Consider the following 20,741-nt stretch of genomic DNA (forward strand, 5'->3'; position numbering starts at 1 on the left):
CTCCTCATCCCGGGGCCTGCGAGGCCCGACGGTGGACAACTCCGGCCGACGGTTCCCCTGTGGAGGAGTCTCCCCGCCGCCTCAGGTCCTCCGCTTGCAGGAAGACGCCGTCAGTCCGCGGCCGGCACCCGACCGACGAGCGCGAGGATCTCGCGGGCCGGCGTCTCGAGCCGGTAGACGGTGTCCGAAGCGGCGGCGCGGAACACGTCATCGCCGATGATCCACTGCCGCCCGTCGCCGTCGATCAGGACGCAGCCGGCAGCGCCGTACGCGACCAGCTCATCCCCCACCCGCAGCAGCACGGGACTCGCGACGGGGACGCCGTCGATGCCACCTGCCGGGCCGACGGATCGGCTCATGGCGGTCCGCCCCGCCCGGACGCCGTCGAGCAGCGCGTCGACGCTCACGTCCGTCGCGGCCACCCACGTGGTCACGAGACCCGGCCGCAGCCCGGACTCCGGATAGTGGAAGTCACTGCCGCCGAGCGGGATCGCACCGGTTCCCCACGCGTGCCACCACGACCACGCACCGCGATCGGTCGGCGCGGCGAGCCAGCTGGAGTGGAAGACCTCGGCGTGCGTCGGTCGTTCCGCTAGAGCCCACTGCCACGCGCAGTCGCCGGACACGGGATGGTTGATCGACAGGACTCCCCCGTCCTCTGCGACCTGCGCGACCCACGCGTCCGGGTGCGTCCGGAAGTCGACCCAGCGGATGTCGCCGAACGCGTTGGCATGGCCGCGCCCGGTGGTCACCTCCTGACCGGGAATCATCGTGAGGCCGTACTCTGCACCGATGCCGGGCAGAGACGCGTGATGGCTGATCGTGTTGTGGTCGGTGACGGCGACGAAGTCGAGACCTTCCGCCACCGCTCGTTCCGCGACCTGGCGGATCGAGGTGCTGCCGTCGGAGTGCAGCGTGTGGGCGTGGAAATCGCCCGCGAACCAGGTGAGGCCCTCCGGGGCGGCGAACGCGGGACGCCCGGCCGGCGTGGCTCGCGCAACGGGCGGGGCGACATCGGGATCACGGAACACGATGCCGCCGGGCGTCCGGATGACGACGTCGAGTTCCACCCCGTCGGCGGGAATCACGTGCAGTCCGAGGACCACAACCCACCGACCGGTTTCGATCCGTCCCGGGACGTAACCCCACGTGGCTGCGTTTTCGGCGATCACGAATCGACGTCGCGCGCCGCCCGACCACCCCCGCCAGCCCGCAGGCCCCTCGCATCCGAGGTCGATGCGCGCGCCCGTCGAACCGTCGTAGTCGAGGAGGACCTCGAACGATTCCTCGCCGTCCGCGATCTCGAACGGGACCTCCAGGTAGGGCGATTCCGCCCTCGTCTGCGGCGTGACGGCGATCCGATGGCGTTGTTCAGACATACAGACAAACTACCGACTGCGTGGCCGCAAGAACCGAATCAGGGCGGAGTGACGATCCCGGAGCGGACACGGGACTCAGAAAAAAGTGAGGGCGGCACCCATTGGGGGGAATGGATGCCGCCTCTGCGGCGCTGGATTGGGGGAATCACTGACGCCGCACGCCAGAATATGTATTCGGCCGAATGCAAGTCTACGCTGCACAAGACGGATTGCAAGACGATTCTTGACGCCAAATCGGGGGTAGCACGTATGCGGTCGACCACCTTGTCCTGATAATGAGGCGTCAACGGCTGGTACACGCGTACCTGCGCACCATTCCTGACGGATCGAACAGACTCATGGACGCCTCCTCCCACCCGCAGCGATGACTCCCCGGCCGCTTCATGACAGCCCGTTCGATGGCGTGTAACCGCGCGTTGACGAGCACGACCGATCGAAGCGGTACGCTCGTTGTGCACATCTCGACGCCGTGGTTCGCACCACGCGGGAGAGGTCGCCACGAGGTTCGCAAAGGAGCGAGAGAGACACGATGAACACTCAGATCGACAGCCTGCTGCAGGAGGATCGACGGTTCCCACCGTCGGAGGAATTCACGAAGACAGCGGTCGCGAACGCAGAGCTCTACGAGCGGGCGAGCGAGGACCGGGTCGGATTCTGGGCAGACCAGGCACGCGACCTCCTGCACTGGCACGAGCCGTTCACGAAGACCCTCGACTGGTCCAACCCTCCGTTCGCCACCTGGTTCGAGGACGGCAGCCTCAACGTCGCCTACAACTGCCTCGACCGCCACGTCGAAGCCGGCAACGGCGAGCGCGTCGCGATCCATTGGGAAGGCGAGCCAGGCGACTCCCGCACCATCACCTACGCGGAACTGACCGCAGAAGTGAAGCGCGCCGCCAACCTGTTCACGAGCCTCGGCGTCAACGCCGGCGACCGTGTGGCCATCTATCTGCCGATGATCCCCGAGGCGATCGTCTCGATGCTCGCGGTGGCTCGCATCGGCGCCGTGCACTCCGTCGTGTTCGGCGGGTTCAGCGCCGACAGCCTGCGCTCCCGCATCGACGACGCCGAGGCGAAGCTCGTCATCACGGCCGACGGCGGTTGGCGCAAGGGCAAGGTCTCCGCGCTCAAGCCGGCGGTCGACGCCGCGCTCGACGCTCGAGGAGACCTCCCCGAGCAGTCGACCGTCACGAACGTCCTCGTCGTCCGCCGCGGCGAGAACGACGTGGCGTGGAAGGAAGGCCGCGACCTCTGGTGGCACGAAGCGGTCGCCTCTGCGGAGGCGGAGCACGTGGCAGAGGCCTTCCCCGCGGAGAGCCCGCTCTTCATCCTCTACACGTCCGGCACCACGGGGAAGCCGAAGGGCATCCTCCACACGACCGGCGGGTACCTCACGCAGGTCGCGTTCACCCACAAGAACGTCTTCGACCTGCACCCCGAGACCGACGTCTACTGGTGCACTGCCGACATCGGCTGGATCACCGGGCACAGCTACGTGACGTACGGTCCGCTCGCCAACGGCGCCACGCAGGTGCTGTACGAGGGCACGCCGGATGCACCGCACCCCGGCCGGTGGTGGGAGATCATCGAGAAGTACGGCGTGAGCATCTTCTACACCGCTCCCACCGCGATCCGCTCGTTCATGAAGCTCGGCCGCAAGATCCCGAAGCAGTTCGACCTCTCCTCGCTCCGCCTGCTCGGTTCCGTCGGTGAACCGATCAACCCGGAAGCCTGGATGTGGTACCGGAAGATCATCGGCGGCAAGCTCGCCCCCATCGTGGACACGTGGTGGCAGACGGAGACCGGCGCGATCATGATCTCCGCGCTCCCCGGGGTGACGGCGACGAAGCCCGGCAGCGCCCAGGTGCCGATCCCTGGCGTCTCGATCGACGTGGTCGACGACGACGGCCAGCCGGTCGGCGCCGGCGGTGGCGGCCTGCTCGTGGTGACGGAACCGTGGCCGTCGATGCTGCGCGGCATCTGGGGCGACCCCGAACGCTTCGTCGAGACGTACTGGGACAAGTTCAAGGACGTCGAGGGCGGCCCCTTCTACTTCGCGGGTGACGGCGCTCGTCTCGACGGCGATCGGGACGTCTGGCTGCTGGGCCGCGTCGACGACGTCATGAACGTGTCCGGCCACCGCCTGTCCACGGCGGAGATCGAGTCGGCGCTCGTCGCCAACGAGATGGTGGCGGAGTCCGCCGTCGTCGGTGCGGCCGATGAGACGACCGGCCAGGCCGTCGTGGCGTTCGTGATCATCAAGGAGAGCCACCTCGAGCAGGCGAGCGGCATCGCCGACATCGCACAGACCCTTCGCCTGTGGGTCGGCGAACAGATCGGTCCGATCGCAAGGCCCCGTGAGGTCTACATCGTGAACGAGCTGCCGAAGACGCGTTCGGGCAAGATCATGCGGCGCCTGCTGCGCGATGTGGCGGAGGGCCGGGAGATCGGCGACACCACGACGCTCGCGGACACGACCGTCATGCAGATCATCACGGACAAGATGCTGCCGTAGCCACCGCCGCACGGCAGAAGGAGAACCGCGCGAGAGAAGGTCCGGATACCCGGATCACACCTTCTCTCGCGCGGTTCTCCTTCTCTCGTGCACCTCCTGCACAGCTCGCGTCGCAGCGCGTCCTGTCCACAGATCACCGATCGGCCACGTTCAGGACACGGGGTCGGTCCACGCTCGACGTATGAAGATCATCGACTGGTTGGAACAGCGCCGCGGCATCGCACATCGTGCCGACGCGATCGAGGCCGGATTCACTCGAACGGGGATCGAGCGCGCCGCGGAGGGAGCACGGCTGCAGGTGCTTCGTCGCCACTGGCTCGTCGCGCCTCAGCATGATGCGGACCTGTTGATGGCGGCCTCGCTCGGAGGCGCGCTCACCTGCATCAGCGCGGCGCGAACTCTCGGATTGTGGAACATCCCGGACGGTTTGTTGCATGTCAGCGCGCGGCCGAACGCGACGGTGAAAGCACGCAGCGGCGTTCGCTTGCACTGGGGCAGCGGCCCTGCTCCCCGCAGCTCGAGGGAACTCGTCGAACCCGTCGAGAACGTGCTGATGCACCTCGCGAAGTGTCAGCCGTTCGAGCGGGCCCTCGTCATCTTCGAGTCGGCGATTCGTCGCGATCTGGTCTCGCAGGAACACCTCGCTCGACTCCGCGGCGGCCAGGCCGAGTTGACGACCGTCGTCCGTGCATCTGGCCGCACATCGGACTCCGGCATCGAGACCATCCCCTGGGCCAGACTCGCCCGCTTGGGCATCCTCGTTCGACGGCAGGTGATGATCGACGGCCATCCGGTCGACGGCCTGATCGGAGACCGCCTCATCGTGCAGGCGGACGGGCACGAGCCCCACACCACACGTGCTCAGCGCGATCGAGACGTGCGGCAGGATCGACGACTTGTCCTCCTCGGCTACACCGTGCTCCGGTTCACCTACACACAGATCATGTACCACTGGCCGGATGTCGAGCGCACCGTCGTCGCGGCCATCGCCCAAGGTCTGCATCTCGCGGCATGACGCACCGCCGCACGGCAGAAGGAGAACCGCGCGAGAGAAGGTCCGGATACCCGGATCACACCTTCTCTCGCGCGGTTCTCCTTCTCCCAAACAGGCGACTATGCGAAGGAGACGACGAGCTCCACCTCGACGGGCGAGTCGAGCGGCAGCACCGAGACCCCCACGGCCGAGCGCGCGTGCACGCCGACCTCACCGAAGATCTCGCCGAGCACCTCCGAGGCGCCGTTGATGATGGCCGGCTGCCCCGTGAATGCGGGGTCGGACGATACGAAGCCGACGACCTTGACGATGCGCGTGATGCGGTCGAGCGAACCGATGACGCTCTCGACCGCGGCGAGCGCGTTCAGAGCGGAGGTGCGTGCGTAGGCCTTCGCGTCCTCCGGCGAGACGAGCCCTTCACCGACCCCGACCTTGCCCGTCGCGGGGAGCACCCCGGCCACCATGGGCAGCTGGCCCGAGGTGTAGACGTGGTCGCCGGAGACGACGGCGGGCACATAGGCGGCCACCGGCGGATTCACGGGCGGCAGGGTGATGCCGAGTTCGGCGAGTCGGTCGGCGATGCGGGTCATGCGTGGGTCCTCCGGTACGTGTGGGAACTGACGTGGTCGTGCGCGGCGTCGGCGGCGCGATCGGACGTGCCGTGCGGCTGTCGCGAGCGGCCGACCCGTCGGCGGCGTCAGACCTGAACGATCCGATGCGCCGGTTCGACGGAAGCGGACGCGACGGAGGCCGACGCCACGGAAGCGGATCAGGCGTCGGCGACGGGACGCTTCAGGTAGGCGACGAGCCCGCCTTCGGGCCCTGTGACGATCTGGACGAGCTCCCAGCCCTCGCCGCCCCAGTTGTTGAGGATGGCGGACGTGTTGTGCACGATCAGCGGCGTGGTGAGGTACTCCCAGCGAGTCATGGCTCTCCTAGATGTGGGCCGCCGAGCGGCTGACGAAACAGGAAGCGTGCGGCGGAAGGCCTCCCTCATCGGGGATTCCCTGCCAGCTGAGCGGTTCATGGGAACCGCACAGCGGAGTCCAAGTCAAGCTCGCTCCCAGCTTCCATGCCTACGGTCGATCCTATGCCCGAACCCCGTTCCAGAGCGAAGGTCGCCGTCGCAGGCTTCCTCGGCTTCGTCGGCCTCAGTGTCGCAGCCGGAGTCCTCGCCACCGCCGCGGTCACCCCCGCCATCGCCGTGACCGGCCTCGCCACCAGCACGAGCATCTCCGTCTTCGACGGTCTCCCCGACTACCTGCAGCTCGACGCGCTCGCCCAGAAGTCCAACATCTACGCGAAGGATGCCGCCGGGAACCCGGTGCTCCTCGCCTCCTTCTACGACCAGAACCGCATTGAGGACAGCTGGGACCAGATCTCGCAGTTCGCCAAGGACGCGGCCGTGTCGGCAGAGGACCCCCGGTTCTACGAGCACGGCGGCGTCGACCTCATCGGTACGACTCGAGCCGTCCTCAGCAACTTCGGTGGCGGTGGCGGCCTGCAGGGCGGTTCGTCGATCACCCAGCAGTACGTGAAGAACGTCCTCGTCCAGAAGGCGGAGGCCATCCCGGACAAGAAGAAGAGCGAAGCCGCCTACAAGGAGGCGACCGCGACCACTCCGGAACGCAAGCTCAAGGAGATGCGATACGCGATCGGCCTCGAGAAGACCTACGGCAAGCAGGACATCCTGCGCGGCTACCTCAACATCGCCGGATTCGGTGGACGCGTCTATGGCATCGAAGCCGCGGCGAACTACTACTTCAACACGAGCGCAGCGAACCTCACCCTCGAACAGGCCGCCACCCTCATCGCGATCGTGAACAACCCGGAGAACCTCCGTATCGACCGGCCCGATGACAAGGACAACGGTTCGGCCAACGGTTACGCGCTCACGCTGGACCGTCGTGATTACGTGCTCAAGCAGATGCTCACCGAGAAGAACATCACGAAGGAGCAGTACGACGCCGCGAAGGCGGCGCCGATCACGCCGTCGATCAACGTGCCGGTGACCGGCTGCCAGGCGGCCGGCAGCTCCGCGTACTTCTGCGATTACGTGACGAAGGTCCTGCAGAACAATGAGGTCTTCGGATCGACGCAGGACGAGCGCTGGGCGAACTTCACGCGCGGCGGCTACAGCGTCTACACGACGCTCGACGTCGACCTGCAGAACGTCTCGCAAGAAGCGATCGACGAGTATGTCCCGAAGTCCAGCGACCAGCTCGACATCGGCGCCGTGTCCGTCTCCGTCCAGCCTGGCACCGGTCGCATCCTCGCGATGGCCCAGAACAAGGACTACTCGCAGGACCCGGAGATCTTGAACTCGGGCGCGAACTACAGCGCCATCAACTACAACACGGACTCCGACTACGGCGGATCGGGCGGATTCCAGCCCGGGTCGACGTACAAGATCTTCACGTTGACCGACTGGCTGAAGGAAGGCCACGGCGTCAACGAGACGATCAACGCGAACCGTCGCTCCAACTGGGGCACCTTCACCGATTCCTGCGCGACCGGAGGCACCGTTCAGGCCGATGCCGGCTGGAATCCGCAGAACGATGAGGGCGAGTCCGGCAACTGGACCGTTCGCCGTGGAACCGAGCAGTCGGTGAACACGGTGTTCGTCGGCATGGCCAAACAGCTCGACCTGTGCGGCATCCGCAAGACGGCCGAGTCGATGGGCGTGCACCGCGCCGACGGTACGCCGCTCCTGCAGTCCCCTGCGACGGTCCTCGGCACGAACGAGGTCGCACCGCTGAGTATGGCGGGCGCCTTCGCGACGCTGGCCTCCGGCGGCACCACGTGCGACCCGATCGCGATCGACTCGATCACGAAGCCGGACGGCTCCGCGGTGACGGTCCCCCAGGCGAACTGCCGCCAGTCGGTCGATCCCAAGATCGCCGCCGCTGCCGACGACGTGCTCCAGGGCGTGGTCTCCAACGGAACGGCATCGTCCTCCGGCGCCAGGACGAGCGGTCAGGGCGAGCTCATCGGCAAGACCGGCACCACCGACGACGCCGAGGCGACATGGATGAGCGGCGCGAGCACGACGGTCGCAACAGTCGTCGGCACGTTCAATGTCTCGGGACACGTGAACCTGCGGAACACGTACTTCGACGGCAACCAGGTGGCGAACCTCCGCCACTACATCTGGCCGAAGATCATGAGTGAGGCCCTCGCGAAGTATCCGGGCGGCGATTTCCCGTCGGCGGACCGCGCGACGCTCAACGGCTCGAAGAACTCATCGAGCAACCAGAGCAACGACACGCCCTCCAGCACGCCGACACCGACGCCGTCTTCGACGCCGAGCCCCAGCTCGACGCCGAGCGACGACCCCAGCGGCAACGGCGACGACACGGGCCAGGGAAACTCGGGGAACGGCGGGACGGGGAACACCGGGAACGGCGGGACGGGAAACGGCACGGACCCGGGCCGGAGAGAGTAGGAAAAGGGCCGGTCCAGGGCACTTCCACTGGACCGGCTTGCACGTCGAATTGGCAACAATCGGTGCGATAGCCAACACTTGACGAGCGCTTTTCCAGGTTTGTCGCTTACCATCGACCCATGCCTGAACAACATCGCACGGCTACCGGTGTGCTCGGAGGCCTTCTCGGCTTCCTCGGCCTGAGCGTCGCAGCCGGCGTTCTCGTCGCCGCCACCGTCACGCCTGCCCTCGCCGTCACCGGCATTGCGACCAACAGCACGATCAGCGTCTTCGACAGTCTCCCCGACTATCTGGCGCTCGACGAGCTCGCCCAGAAGTCGAACATCTACGCGGTCAACGCCGACGGCGCACCGGTGCTCATGGCTTCGTTCTACCAGCAGAACCGCATCGAAGTCGGCTGGGACCAGATCTCCGCCTTCGTGAAGGATGCGGCTGTCTCCGCGGAGGACCCCCGCTTCTTCGACCACGGCGGCGTCGACCTCATGGGTACGGCACGCGCTGTCCTCAGCAATGCCAGCGGCGGCGCGACCCAGGGTGGTTCGTCGATCACGCAGCAGTACGTGAAGAACGTCCTCGTGCAGAAGGCCGAAGCGATCACCGACGAGGCCAAGATGAAGGCCGCGTACAAGGAGGCCACCGCGACCACTCCGCAGCGCAAGCTGAAGGAGATGCGGATGGCGATCGGCCTCGAGAAGCGCTACGGCAAGCAGGACATCCTGCGCGGCTACCTCAACATCGCCGGATTCGGCGGACGCGTCTACGGCATCGAAGCCGCAGCGAACTACTACTTCAACACGAGCGCAGCGAACCTCACCCTCGAACAGGCCGCCACCCTCATGGCCATGGTGAACAACCCGGAGACCCTCCGCATCGACCGCCCCGAGAGCGAGACCAACGGCGCGGCGAACGGTTACGCGGAGACCCTCGACCGGCGCAACTACGTCCTCGGCAAGATGCTTTCCGAGAAGAAGATCACCACAGAGCAGTACGACGCGGCGATGGCCGTGCCGATCACACCGGCGATCACGCCCTCCAGCACCGGCTGCCAGACCGCCCCGGCCGGCTCGGGCTTCTTCTGCGACTACGTCACGAGAGTCTTCCAGAACGACGCGATCTTCGGCGAGACGGAAGACGCCCGGTGGGCCAATTTCACACGCGGCGGCTACGACGTCTACACGACGCTCGACCTCGACGTGCAGGCAGCTGCACAGGCCGCGCTGGATGAGTACATCCCTCATGACAGCGACTCCTACGGCGTCGACATCGGGGCCGTCGGCGTGACCGTCCAGCCGGGTACCGGGCGCATCCTCGGCATGGCGCAGAACAAGGACTACTCGAACGATCCAGACGTCTTGAACACCGGACGCAACTACAGCGCCCTGAACTACAACGCCGATGAACCGTACGGAGGTTCCCTGGGCTTCCAGCCGGGCTCGACCTACAAGGCGTTCACGCTGGCGGAATGGCTCAAGGAAGGCCACGGTCTGAACGAGGGCGTCGACGGACGGAAGCGTTCCCCGTGGGGCACGTTCAAGGACAGCTGCGCCGACGGCGGCACGGTGTACGCGGGCAGTGATTGGAACCCGGGGAACGACGAGGGCGGCAACGGCGGGTACTACACCGCAATGCAGAGCACGAAGAACTCCATCAACACAGGATTCATCGCCATGGCGAAGCAGCTCGACCTGTGCGGCATCCGCAAGACGGCAGAAGCGATGGGTGTGCACCGCGCCGATGGCACGCCACTCCTGCAGTCTCCCGCAACGGTACTCGGAACGAACGAGGTGGCGCCGCTCAGCATGGCGACCGCATTCGCGACCTTCGCTTCGGGCGGTATCACCTGCGATCCGATCGCAATCGACAAGATCGTGAAGCCAAATGGCGAGGAAGCGCCCGTGCCCGCCGCGAACTGCCGGCAATCGCTCGAAGGAAACGTCGCGTCGACCGCGAACGCCGCTCTGCAGCAGACCTTCAACGGCGGAACGACGGCCGCTTCGCGAGTTGGCGACGGCATCCCGCTCATCGGTAAGACTGGAACCACCGACAACAACGAAGCGACCTGGATGAGCGGCGCGAGCACGAAGGCGGCGACGGTCGTCGGCGTCTTCAACGCCACCGGCCACGTCAACCTTCGACGCACCTGGTTCGATACGAGCAGCACTCGCGTCGCCGACCTCCGTCACAAGATCTGGCCGCAGATCATGGCGGTGGCGAACAGCAAGTACGGCGGCGAAGACTTCGGCGCCGCCGATCCGAGCCTGCTCAACGGTCAGTCCGTCCAGGTCCCGGACGTCAAGGGCAAGTCCATCGAAGAAGCCCAGAAGCTCATCGAGGACGCGGGCTTCGGCTTCGAGAACGGCGGCGCGGTCGATTCCGAACTGCCTGCCGGACAGGCCACGGGATCGGACCCCTCCGGTTCGGCTCCGAAGGGCTCGATCGTCAAGGTGACGACGTCGAACGCGGCTCTGGCCATCGTCCCCGATGTGAGCGCCGCGACGAGCTTCGAGGATGCGAAGGGCCAGCTCTCGCAAGCGGGCTTCACGACCGTCGGACAGGCCTGTAAGGCCGATCCAGGGGCCGGTGCCGCCAAGATCACCGGCGTCGATCCACCGGCCGGCACAGCGGCGCGCAAGGACGGCAAGGTGACGGTCTCCATCACCAAGCCGGCCTGCTAGCCGACGTCCTCCTCGAAGGCGGGTCCGATCATCTCGATCGGGTCCGCCTTCGTCGTTGCGAGCTCACGCGGGGCGCCTGCGGACGACGACGCGCTGGCTGTGCACACACCCGCGTTCGGCGTGTTCGGAGGGTCCCACCGGGTAGGGTCGAAGGGTCGGAATGGATACCGTTTCGACGAGGCCGGCCCCGCAGGGCAGACCCGGGTCCCGCCCGGAAACGAACGGAGTCCACATGACGTCTCGCACTGGAGTGAGCATCGGCGCAGCCGCCGGGGCGATCGCAGCGGCGGGTGCCCTCACGTTCGCGTACGCCTCGCTCATCGAGCGCAACGCCTTCACGCTGCGCAGGGTCACCGCGCCGGTGCTCGCGCCGGGTTCACAGCCCATCACGGTCCTGCACGTCTCCGACCTCCACATGGCGCCGTGGCAGACCCGCAAGCAGGCCTGGCTTCGGTCGCTCGCAGAGCTGAAGCCCGATGTCGTCGTCAACACGGGCGACAACCTCGGGCACGAGCACGGCATCGACGGCATCCGCGCCGGCCTCAGCGTCTTCGAGGGCGTCCCCGGCATGTTCGTCCACGGGTCGAACGACTACTACGGTCCGTCGTTCCGCAACCCGGCACGGTACTTCATGGGGCCGTCCAAGACGCACGCGAAACCTGCGACCCTCGACACAGCAGCCCTGGAACGCTTCTTCACGGAGAAACTCGGCTGGATCGATCTCAACAACGCTGTCGGTTCGCTCACCATCCGGGACACGCGCCTGGACCTCTTCGGCGTCGATGACCCGCACCGTCACTTCGATCGGCTCGACACGCTCACGGCGCTCATCGACGAACGGCTGGACGATGAGACGCTCACGACCTCGGATCCCTCTCTCGCCCACACGGTCACGGTCGGCGTCACCCACGCGCCGTACCAGCGCGTTCTGGACGCGTTCGTGACGCAGGGCGCCGACATCATCTTCGCTGGCCACACGCACGGCGGACAGGTGTGCGTGCCGGGCTTCGGAGCGCTCGTGACCAACTGCGACATCCCGCGCGACAAGGTGAAGGGGCTGAGCGTCTGGCGCCACGCCCTGCGCTCTGCGTACCTGAACGTGTCGGCAGGCCTCGGCACATCGATCTACGCGCCCGTGCGGTTCGCCTGCCGCCCGGAGGCGACCCTCCTCACGCTGCTCCCCCGCCGCTCCGTCGTCTGACACAGGCGGCCGGTCCACCGCCCGATGTCAGTGCTCAGCGTCCTCGGTCGGGGCGACCGAACCGCTTGTGCGCCGCCTGGCGCGTGGTGCCGAGCACAACGCCGATGGCCGCCCATGAGTCCCCCGCGTCGTGTGCGTTGTGAACCGCCTGGTCGAGTCGGGCTTGCGCCGCTTCGAGTTCCGTCAGTGCCTCGCCGATGGCCCGGAGGTGCGCTCCGTCTCGCGCTTGCTCGGTGCGGTGCGCGAGGCTGTCGAGCCACGCGTCGGTCGACGTGCGTTTCGTCGTCTTCATGTTCGCCGTCCGTTCAGGGAATCAGATGGTACAGGTGAGGGCGGAGCTCGTCCGCGTGGATGATCTTCGTCGGACCGGGTGAAGGCTTGGCGACGATCTCAAGGAATCGGCCATCCTGCGCGGGGCCGATGATGAACACCTGCTGTTCTCCTTGGTAGTCCTCTTCGAGGTACACGATCGGGTGCCGGATCGCATGCCTGATGTCGTCGTGAGCGACACCGTGCTTGGATGCGCTGGTCCTGATCTGCATGTCATCTCCCCAGGGTCTCGCACATGCGCACATCTGTCAACCTTACGTTGACGCAGTGGCCCGAGTGCGATGAGTGCGAAAAGCCTCAGCGTATTCGCCTGCGGATCATGCTGCAGATGTTCTCCACAGGGAGCACGCGCGGGAACGCGACAGTCGCCGTTCAGTTCTCGCGTGGGACGAAGGGGAGCCGACGAGCACGCACTGCGGCACGGAACTGGAGCGGCAGAAACAGAGAAGCCCGGCCAGATGAATCATCTGGCCGGGCTTTGCTGTCGGGGTAGCGGGATTTGAACCCACGACCTCTTCGTCCCGAACGAAGCGCGCTACCAAGCTGCGCCACACCCCGATTGGCCCGAGGGCCGTGTCTAGGATACCCGATTTTTCGGCGACCGAAGTACGCCTCTGCTCAGATTCCCCGACGATGTGTCCGCGCCGCCGTGCGAACGCCAGTGTGGGCACGGCGACACGGCGATCCTAAGCTTCCTTGCGGCGACGGACCAACACCACGGCGAGGGCCGCGAGACCGGCGGCGAGCAGGCCGCCCGCGATCCACGGGAGCACGGTGCCCTGGAATCCGGTGTCGGCCAGCGGCGAGCCGCTGTCCGCCGTCGCGGGGCCGGAGTCGGACGTCGCAGCGGCTGCGGCCGCGCCGGCTTCGACGACCGTGAAGTCGGACGAGTCCGTGATGGCGCCCTGCTTCGCCGTGAGCGTGTACGTGCCGAGTGAGGACTTGCCGGTCGTGATGTCGAGGGCGATGCTGCCGGCGGCATCCGCCTTCACCGTGATCGACTTCGTCGACGTGCCGACGGTCAGCGCGTTCGCCGCGTCTCCGGAGATCGTGATTGCCACGTCCTGCCCGGGCTGCCAGAAGTCGTCACAGCTGTAGGACACGGCGGTCCCCTGTGCAACGCTCGTCGGCGTGATCGAGTTGCAGCTGCCCGGCCCGTAGCCCTCGGCGGCGTTGGCCGCGGTGGGGACGGCGAGGACGGCGAGCACACACAGTGCCGCGGCAGAGAGCGTTCGTTTCATGGCTGGGCCCCAATCGAGAGTGGACGGGTGCGCGGGCGAGCAGCATGCTCGATCGCTCCGATGTCGTCATCATGGTAGGCCCGAAAGCGGGTGCGGATCATCACGAAAAGCGCGGAATTCCGCGGATGTGCCCACCACTGGGGCCACCTGGATTGGCGGTAACGCGCGGCGTCAGGGACCGTCGGGACGGCCTCGGGGAGGCCGGCCCGACGTGCTCGGCGTTCACCGCAGCGAGCGGTGCTCCAGCTCAGACCTGCTGACGGCGGCGCGCTGCGACGATCGTGAACACGGCCGCTCCCATCACGAGGAGTCCCCCGCCGATCCAGGCGAGCGTCCCACCGGTGAAGCCGGTCTCGGCGAAGGCGCGTTCAGTGACGGTGAACGATGCGGTCTCCGTAGTGGTGCCGCCTGCAGTGACCTGCTCGGCCGTGACCGTGCACGTGCCGCTCTGCGTCGGTGACGTCTGCACCTGCACGGCGAAGGCACCGTCGGCTGTCGCTGCGAAGGGAGCCGCTGTTCGAGGCGCGACGGCTGCTGCCGCGGGTGCGGCCTGAGCCTTGGGCGCCGTGGTCGGCTCGGCCGTCGGCGTCGCCGCTGCCGGGAGGTGGCATCCGGGACCCTCGACGACGACATCGACGGGCGTGGTCGGAGCGAACGTGCCGTTGCAGGAGAAGGTGACGGTGTCACCCTCCATGACGCTGACGGGCGTGATGGTGGCGCAGCCACGCGGGCCATAGGTGGAGGTCGAGGTCTCGGCCGAGGTCGCAGCGATTGCGGCGGTCGGGACGGCGAAAACGGAAAGCAGGCACAGCGCTGCTAGGGCAAGGGTGCGTTTCATGATGATGTTCCCCAGAACGTCAAATGTTCCCCGGCCGACACCGATTTCGGGTGGGCGTCAGCAGAAGGCCTCGTTGTGCACGAATTCGGGTGTCGTGGCATCCGGAGGTGCCATCACGATACGTCAGGAAGCGCAGGCAGGGAAGGCTTCGAAGCCGATTTTCCCCGTAATTCCGGGGGTTGTGACCAGCTTTGGGGGTACTTCGGAGGCCTTCGGGGCGCGCACCGTGAACTCGAGCCGCTTCGACTCCCCCGGTTCGAGGGTCACATCCGTCTGGGCGTACAGTCGTCCCGTCGGATCGGTCACGGCTTTCACGGCGAGGTCCTTGCCGTCGTTCGCTCGGAGCAGCGATGCGGCCAACGGGCCGTGCAGGACGACGCGTGTGGCGATGTCGCCTGGAGGGGTTCCGAAGATCCCGTCAGCGGTCACGTACGCGGGGAGCGACGTGGCGGCATCGGCGGGGGCGTTCGACGTCATGGTGACCGCGACCGTGTACTCGGCGCCGTCGGGCGTGCAGCGCGGACTGCTCAGGACCACACGGGTGTCGAGGTAGTAGTCCATCTTCCCGCGGGTCAGGTCCTCGAGGTAGACGCCCGTGTAGACGGCATCGGTGTCCTTCGTCGGTGGGATGCCAGCGAGCGATGTCTCGGCGAGTGCAGCCTGCTCCTGCTCGTGCGCGCTCCACACGTGCAGTCGGTTCTCGGCTCCGGAGGCCGCGAGCGCTTCGATGAGCGTCTTGGGGTCAGGAGTGCTCGCGGTCATCGTCGTGAAGACGCTGCCGGCGACCTCGGCGAAGAATGCGTCCTGAACGAGCCGGTCCGGGTAGCGCGCGTACACCTCGCTCAGCAGCAGCTGCACAGCGTTGTCGTGGTTGAGCACGGTGCCGTCGGTGAGGGTGACGGGGCCGGTCGCCGTGAGCAGGTTCGCGAGCACGGAGGGATCGATCGCGATCACGCCGTCGATCGGTGTCCCGAAGACCTGCTCCGCCATCGCGCCCGCGAGTTCGCCGGTCCGGCTGAAGTCGACCGTGAGGTTGGTGTCCTGGATGTACTCGCCGAGGTTGTCCGTGTAGACGTTCTGCTCGAACGGGGTGAGCGGCAGGATCGGGCTCGGCTGCTTGCGGAACTCGTCGCTCGAGGCGGTGCGCACGAGGCTGATGGCGCCGTTCTCGGCGTGCACGAGGGCGGTCGCTCCTGCGATGCCGCCGGAGGAGCGTACTTCCGCGTTGTTCTGGATCATGACGAGATAGTTCCGTGGACCGTCGCCGCCGAGCATGGCGGGGAGCAGCGCTGTCGCGCGGGCTGCCGCATCGAGCATCTCGGTGGTCGTGCCGATGGTGCCCTGCAGTTTCGTGACGGCGGCTTCGACGATCGGGATCGTGCCGCTCGCATCGATCGCCTGGACGTCGTGGTCGATCCTTGACGCAGCTGCGCTCGCCTCGGCGACGGCGGGCGCGGCTGCCGCGAGCGGCGCAGTCTCGATGGAACCGTTGCCCGGCATGAGCGAGGCGAGGTTGACCTGTCCGGTGACGTCGACGATCTTCGGGACGACGTCGACGGCGATGCGGTCGGTCGCATCCGCGGCTTCCCGTACGGCGCTGAAGTTGCCGCCAAGGAACGGCACGAACTCGGCCGCGCGCCAGACGGGGTCACTCGTCAGACCGACCGCTTTCGCCGTGTCCAAGCGCAGCGCCGCCGACTGCGCCTTCGCGGCATCGGCATCCCCCGCGAGGATCGACCGTTGCACCTTCGCGGCGACCGTCTGCGCGCGTTCGAGGCTGTTCTTGGCCATGACCGCGCGAACGCCGAGCCACGCGCCGGCCGCGACGAGGATGAGGAGGACTGCCGCGACGATCCAGAAGACGCGTCGCCGGCGGTTTCCGCGAGGGCCGGAACGCGCCCTCCCGGACGCTGGACTGGCTGCGGTCACGGTGCCTCTTTCGTCGGAGTAGGCACAGCCTAACCGCCGTCGGGGTGCGTGCGGGGGCGTTTGAGACACCCCGTTCTGGGGTGATCTCCGGGGCCGGCCGCCACGGATCGGGGGCTCCCAGCGACCGTGTCGTACGATGACTCAGGCGCCGGATCCGGCCCTGGAGCGGGAGAGGACGCCGATGCGAAGTACGCGATCATGGCGCATTCTGCTCGGTTCGATGCTCGCCGCGTGCCTCATCGTCATGATGTTCATCGCGTTCTGGCCGACGCCCGTCGACGCGCCTGTCCACGGAGGCCTGATGGCCTGGCTCGATGCCCTGCACCGGGCGGGGGTGCCGACGTGGTTCGGCTACGCGTTCGTCGAGTCGGCGGCGAACGTGCTGCTCTTCGTGCCGCTCGGCGCGCTCATCGCCCTCGAGTTGCCACGCCGGTTCTGGTGGGTCGCCGCCGTCGCCGCAGCGGTACTCTCGATCGTCATCGAGACGGTTCAGCAGTTCATCCCGAACCGGTTCGCGAGTGTCGCGGACGTCATCGCGAACACGGCCGGCGGCCTCATCGGAGCGCTGCTCGTCTGGGCCGTGCGGCGCTACGGGCGGCCGAGACCGCGGTAGGTCCAACCGGCGTCGCGCCAGGCGACGGCGTCGAGGCAGTTGCGACCGTCGACGAGCGTCTTGCCGGCGACCAGCGGAGCGAGCTGCTCGGGCGTGAGCGCCCGGAACTCCTTCCACTCCGTCACGACGACGACGAGATCGGCGTCCTGAACCGCTTCGAGCGCGGAGTCCGCGAAGTGCAGCTGCGGGTGCAGACGACGAGCGTTCGAGACGGCCTCCGGGTCGTACGCGAGCACCTTGGCTCCGAGACCGTTGAGCAGCACGGCGACGTCCAGGGCAGGCGAGTCACGGACGTCATCGCTGTCGGGCTTGAAGGCGAGGCCGAGGACAGCGACGCGCTTCTGATACGCGCTGCCGCCGAGCTCCTCGACGACGATGTCGACGACCCGCTGGCGACGGCGCAGGTTGATCGCGTCGACCTCTTTGAGGAATGCGACCGACTCACCACGACCGAGCTCTTCGGCGCGAGCCGTGAACGCACGGATGTCCTTCGGGAGGCAGCCGCCGCCGAAACCGACACCGGCGTTCAGGAAGCGACGGCCGATGCGCGCGTCGTACCCGATGGCGTCGGCGAGTTCCGTGACATCGGCATCGGTCACCTCGGCGATCTCCGCCATCGCGTTGATGAACGAGATCTTCGTCGCGAGGAACGCGTTCGCCGCGACCTTGACGAGCTCGGCCGTCGCGAAACCGGTTGAGACGAGCGGGGTGTCCGCTTCGAGCGCGGTCGCGTAGACCTCGTCGAGCGCGGCGCGTGCGACATCGGCGTCGTCCGCAGCCGGCGGGAGGCCGTACACGAGACGGTCGGGCGAGATCGTGTCCTGAACGGCGAAGCCTTCACGGAGGAACTCGGGGTTCCACGCGAGGACCGCACCCGTCGGGGCGACGATCTCGGCGAGGCGCGCAGCGGTGCCGACGGGGACGGTGGACTTGCCGACCACGACGTCGCCGGCGGACAGGTGCGGGAGGATGCCGTTCACGGCGGCGTCGACGTACCGGAGGTCCGCGGCGGTCGAGCCGGCCTTCTGGGGCGTCCCGACGGCGATGAAGTGCACCGTGGCATCGGCAGCATCCGCCGTGTCCGTGCTGAACCGCAGACGGCCGGACTCGACGCCCGCGAGCAGGAGTTCGGGCAGACCCGGCTCGAAGAACGGCGCGCGACCGGCGGACAGCGCCTCGATCTTCGCGGGGTCGACGTCGATGCCGACGACGTCGTGTCCCAGGGAGGCCATGGCGGCAGCATGCACGGCACCGAGGTAGCCGCAGCCGATCACAGAAAGCTTCATGGTTGTGATCCTAACGAGTCGAGATGAACAGCTGTGACCACTTCGGGGGTGAACTGGCGCACACGGAGCGGATGTTTCGTGGTGTTGCGCAGGAACGGGCTAGCGGTGACCCAGCGCGCCGCCGGACTCCTGCAGGTAACACACTCCGCACAACGACTCGTAGGTCACGACCGTGCCGTCAATCGCGACCTGGTCGCCGTCGAACACGAATTCGTCGCCGAACCGGCGGCCGTTGAAGATCGCCTTGCGACCGCATCGGCAGATCGTCTTCAGCTCCTCCAGGCTGTGAGCTACTTCCAGGAGGCGTCGACTTCCCGGGAACGCGACCGTCTGGAAATCCGTGCGGATGCCGTATGCCAGAACGGGAATACCTTCGAGGAGGGCGATGCGCAACAGATCGTCCACCTGCTGGTCGTCGAGGAACTGGGCTTCGTCGACGAGGAGGCAGCTCACATCGGAACCGGTTTCAGCCACCGTCCGCATGCGATGCTCGGCGAAGACCTCGTATGCGCTGTCCGACGGCCCGAGCAGGAAGTCCGCGTCCCGCGTGACGCCGAGCCGACTCACGATCGCCGCATCACCCTTGGTGTCCACGGACGGCTTCGCGAGGAGCACCTTGTGCCCGCGCTCCTCGTAGTTGAACGCCGCCTGCAGGAGAGCAGTGCTCTTGCCCGAGTTCATCGCGCCGTATCGGAAGTACAGTTTCGCCACGTCAGCAGTCTATTGCCCGCGCGCCGCCGACCCGTTCGGATGCCGCAACTCGCGACAGCACCGCGACAGCACTGGAACGAAGCCGACCGGAGCGGAGCTACAGCGAGATGTCGAGCGTGGACGCCGTGCGCTCGAGCACCGCGACGGCCTTCGACGGCGTCTCGTTGAGCGTGGACCCGTACGTCGGAATCATCTCGCGGAGCTTCGGTTCCCAGCCGGCGATGCGGTCGGGGAAGCAGGTGCGCAGAATGTTCAGCATGATCGGCACGGCCGTCGAGGCACCCGGCGAAGCACCGAGCAGGCCTGCGATCGACCCGTCTGCGGAGCTGATGACCTCCGTGCCGAACTGCAGCACGCCGCCCTTCTCCTTGTCCTTCTTCATGACCTGCGCACGCTGACCGGCCTCGATGAGGTACCAGTCCTCGGCCTTCGCCGTCGGCATGAACTCACGGAGGCTCTCGAGCTTCTTCGCGCGCGACTGCATGAGCTGCCCGACGAGGTAGCTGATGAGACTGGGATTGTCCTTGGCCACCGAGAGCATGGGGATCAGGTTGCCGGGGCGGACCTGCGCCACGATGTCCTTGATCGAGCCCTTCTTCATGAACTTGGGGCTGAACGTCGCGTACGGGCCGAACAGGAGGCTGGCCTTGCCGTCGACGACACGCGTGTCGAGGTGCGGCACCGACATGGGCGGTGCGCCGACGGAGGCCTGGCTGTACACCTTGGCCTGGTGCTTGGCGACGACCTCCGGGTTGTCGGTGCGGAGGAACTGACCGCCGATGGGGAAGACGCCGTACCCCTTGATCTCGGGGATGCCCGACTTCTGCAGGAGCTTGAGCGCCCAGCCGCCGGCGCCGACGAAGACGAACTTGGCGTTGACCTCGAACGGCGTGCGACCGAGCGTGTGACGCCCGCGGAGACGCCAGGTGCCGTCCTTCTGCTGCTTCAGGTGACGGATCTCGCGGTTGAGGTTGAGCGTCGCCGTGGACGCCGCTTCCTTGAAGAGCTTGTGGGTGAGGGCGCCGAAGTCGACGTCGGTGCCGGCCGTGATGCGCGTGGCCGCGAGCTTCTCGCCGACCGCACGACGGTTGATGAGCAGCGGAGCCCACTCGGCGATGACGGCGGGGTCCTCGGTGAACTCGATGCCGGCGAAGAGCGGCTGGTCCTTGAGCGCCTCGTACCGCTTCCGCAGGTACTCGACGTCCTTCTCGCCGCGCACGAACGTCATGTGCGGGGTGGAGTTGATGAATGTGTCCGGCTCCCCCAGGACGCCCTGCTCCACGAGGTAGGACCAGAACTGGCGGCTCAGCTGGAACTGCTCGTTGATGCCGATCGCCTTCGCGGGATCGACCGAACCGTTCTTGTCCTGCGGCATGTAGTTGAGCTCGCACAGGGCAGCGTGGCCGGTTCCCGCGTTGTTCCACGGGTTGGACGACTCGAGCGCGACATCGCTCAAGCGCTCGTACACCTCGACCGTCCAGTCGGGCTGCACCTGCTTGATCAGGGCGGCGAGCGTGGCGCTCATGATGCCGCCACCGATCAGGGCTACGTCGACAGTTTCACTCACCAGACGAGTCTATCCTT

Annotated in this window: 17 protein-coding genes and 1 tRNA gene; 6 read left to right on the forward strand and 12 right to left on the reverse strand. The window is 67.0% G+C overall.

The features are described from left to right. Positions 1 to 110: 110 nt before the first annotated feature. Positions 111 to 1,379 carry a CehA/McbA family metallohydrolase gene (locus ACQ3HB_RS09740; protein WP_430919823.1) on the reverse strand — a complete coding sequence of 423 codons (1,269 nt, stop codon included), beginning with the start codon at positions 1,377 to 1,379 and terminating at the stop codon, positions 111 to 113. A gap of 529 nt (positions 1,380 to 1,908) precedes the next feature. Here ACQ3HB_RS09740 and acs point away from each other — a divergent pair. Both acs and ACQ3HB_RS09750 read left to right on the forward strand, forming a co-directional pair. Continuing rightward, on the forward strand, positions 1,909 to 3,894 hold the full coding sequence (gene acs, locus ACQ3HB_RS09745) for an acetate--CoA ligase (RefSeq protein ID WP_430919825.1): 1,986 nt from the start codon (positions 1,909 to 1,911) through the stop codon (positions 3,892 to 3,894). A gap of 181 nt (positions 3,895 to 4,075) precedes the next feature. Continuing rightward, positions 4,076 to 4,909, forward strand: coding sequence for an endonuclease domain-containing protein (locus tag ACQ3HB_RS09750; protein ID WP_430919828.1), 834 nt, complete (start codon positions 4,076 to 4,078; stop codon positions 4,907 to 4,909). 98 nt (positions 4,910 to 5,007) lie between these two features. Here ACQ3HB_RS09750 and ACQ3HB_RS09755 read toward each other — a convergent pair whose 3' ends face one another. Both ACQ3HB_RS09755 and ACQ3HB_RS09760 read right to left on the reverse strand, forming a co-directional pair. Next, the gene (locus ACQ3HB_RS09755) at positions 5,008 to 5,478 is read right to left on the reverse strand and encodes a RidA family protein (RefSeq protein ID WP_430919829.1); all 471 of its coding nucleotides are present in this window, start codon (positions 5,476 to 5,478) and stop codon (positions 5,008 to 5,010) included. A gap of 179 nt (positions 5,479 to 5,657) precedes the next feature. After that, positions 5,658 to 5,816: a Sp36 family protein gene (locus ACQ3HB_RS09760; RefSeq protein WP_430919830.1), complete on the reverse strand. Its 159-nt coding sequence runs from the start codon at positions 5,814 to 5,816 to the stop codon at positions 5,658 to 5,660. 162 nt (positions 5,817 to 5,978) lie between these two features. On the opposite strand from ACQ3HB_RS09760, the gene ACQ3HB_RS09765 reads away from it, so the two are divergent. The 3 genes from ACQ3HB_RS09765 (at position 5,979) to ACQ3HB_RS09775 (ending at position 12,209) form a co-directional block, all read left to right on the forward strand. Then, on the forward strand, positions 5,979 to 8,333 hold the full coding sequence (locus tag ACQ3HB_RS09765) for a transglycosylase domain-containing protein (RefSeq protein ID WP_430919831.1): 2,355 nt from the start codon (positions 5,979 to 5,981) through the stop codon (positions 8,331 to 8,333). 119 nt (positions 8,334 to 8,452) lie between these two features. Next, the gene (locus ACQ3HB_RS09770; protein WP_430919832.1) at positions 8,453 to 11,008 is read left to right on the forward strand and encodes a transglycosylase domain-containing protein; all 2,556 of its coding nucleotides are present in this window, start codon (positions 8,453 to 8,455) and stop codon (positions 11,006 to 11,008) included. A gap of 232 nt (positions 11,009 to 11,240) precedes the next feature. Continuing rightward, entirely contained in the window at positions 11,241 to 12,209 is a 969-nt protein-coding gene (locus ACQ3HB_RS09775; protein WP_430919833.1) for a metallophosphoesterase, read from the forward strand. A gap of 34 nt (positions 12,210 to 12,243) precedes the next feature. Here the strand turns inward: ACQ3HB_RS09775 and ACQ3HB_RS09780 are convergent, their stop codons facing one another. The 6 genes from ACQ3HB_RS09780 to ACQ3HB_RS09805 all read right to left on the reverse strand — a co-directional run bounded on the left by ACQ3HB_RS09780 (position 12,244) and on the right by ACQ3HB_RS09805 (position 16,547). Continuing rightward, positions 12,244 to 12,501, reverse strand: coding sequence for a hypothetical protein (locus ACQ3HB_RS09780; RefSeq protein WP_430919834.1), 258 nt, complete (start codon positions 12,499 to 12,501; stop codon positions 12,244 to 12,246). A gap of 13 nt (positions 12,502 to 12,514) precedes the next feature. Then, the gene (locus ACQ3HB_RS09785) at positions 12,515 to 12,751 is read right to left on the reverse strand and encodes a hypothetical protein (protein WP_430919835.1); all 237 of its coding nucleotides are present in this window, start codon (positions 12,749 to 12,751) and stop codon (positions 12,515 to 12,517) included. Positions 12,752 to 13,023: 272 nt separating this feature from the next. Continuing rightward, positions 13,024 to 13,097: transfer RNA gene (locus ACQ3HB_RS09790), tRNA-Pro, on the reverse strand. A gap of 128 nt (positions 13,098 to 13,225) precedes the next feature. Next, the gene (locus tag ACQ3HB_RS09795; protein WP_430919836.1) at positions 13,226 to 13,780 is read right to left on the reverse strand and encodes a hypothetical protein; all 555 of its coding nucleotides are present in this window, start codon (positions 13,778 to 13,780) and stop codon (positions 13,226 to 13,228) included. A gap of 247 nt (positions 13,781 to 14,027) precedes the next feature. After that, complete coding sequence (locus ACQ3HB_RS09800) at positions 14,028 to 14,618, reverse strand: hypothetical protein (RefSeq protein ID WP_430919837.1); 591 nt, start codon at positions 14,616 to 14,618, stop codon at positions 14,028 to 14,030. Between the two features lie 123 nt (positions 14,619 to 14,741). Next, a complete protein-coding gene (locus tag ACQ3HB_RS09805) occupies positions 14,742 to 16,547 on the reverse strand; it encodes a DUF4012 domain-containing protein (protein WP_430919838.1) in 1,806 nt (601 codons plus the stop codon). A 181-nt stretch (positions 16,548 to 16,728) separates the two neighbouring features. Between ACQ3HB_RS09805 and ACQ3HB_RS09810 the strand changes: the two genes are divergently transcribed. Next, entirely contained in the window at positions 16,729 to 17,160 is a 432-nt protein-coding gene (locus tag ACQ3HB_RS09810) for a VanZ family protein (protein WP_430919840.1), read from the forward strand. Here the strand turns inward: ACQ3HB_RS09810 and ACQ3HB_RS09815 are convergent. From ACQ3HB_RS09815 to ACQ3HB_RS09825, 3 genes are all read right to left on the reverse strand, one after another. Then, positions 17,136 to 18,446, reverse strand: a complete 1,311-nt coding sequence (locus tag ACQ3HB_RS09815; RefSeq protein ID WP_430919842.1) for a UDP-glucose dehydrogenase family protein — start codon at positions 18,444 to 18,446, stop codon at positions 17,136 to 17,138. The two genes, ACQ3HB_RS09810 and ACQ3HB_RS09815, sit on opposite strands and share 25 nt — an antisense overlap. A gap of 99 nt (positions 18,447 to 18,545) precedes the next feature. Further along, complete coding sequence (locus tag ACQ3HB_RS09820) at positions 18,546 to 19,157, reverse strand: thymidine kinase (protein ID WP_430919844.1); 612 nt, start codon at positions 19,155 to 19,157, stop codon at positions 18,546 to 18,548. 97 nt (positions 19,158 to 19,254) lie between these two features. Further along, positions 19,255 to 20,727, reverse strand: coding sequence for a malate:quinone oxidoreductase (locus ACQ3HB_RS09825; RefSeq protein ID WP_430920029.1), 1,473 nt, complete (start codon positions 20,725 to 20,727; stop codon positions 19,255 to 19,257). Between the last annotated feature and the right edge of the window lie 14 nt (positions 20,728 to 20,741).

The organism is Plantibacter lichenum (assembly GCF_050587525.1).
GTDB lineage: Bacteria > Actinomycetota > Actinomycetes > Actinomycetales > Microbacteriaceae > Plantibacter.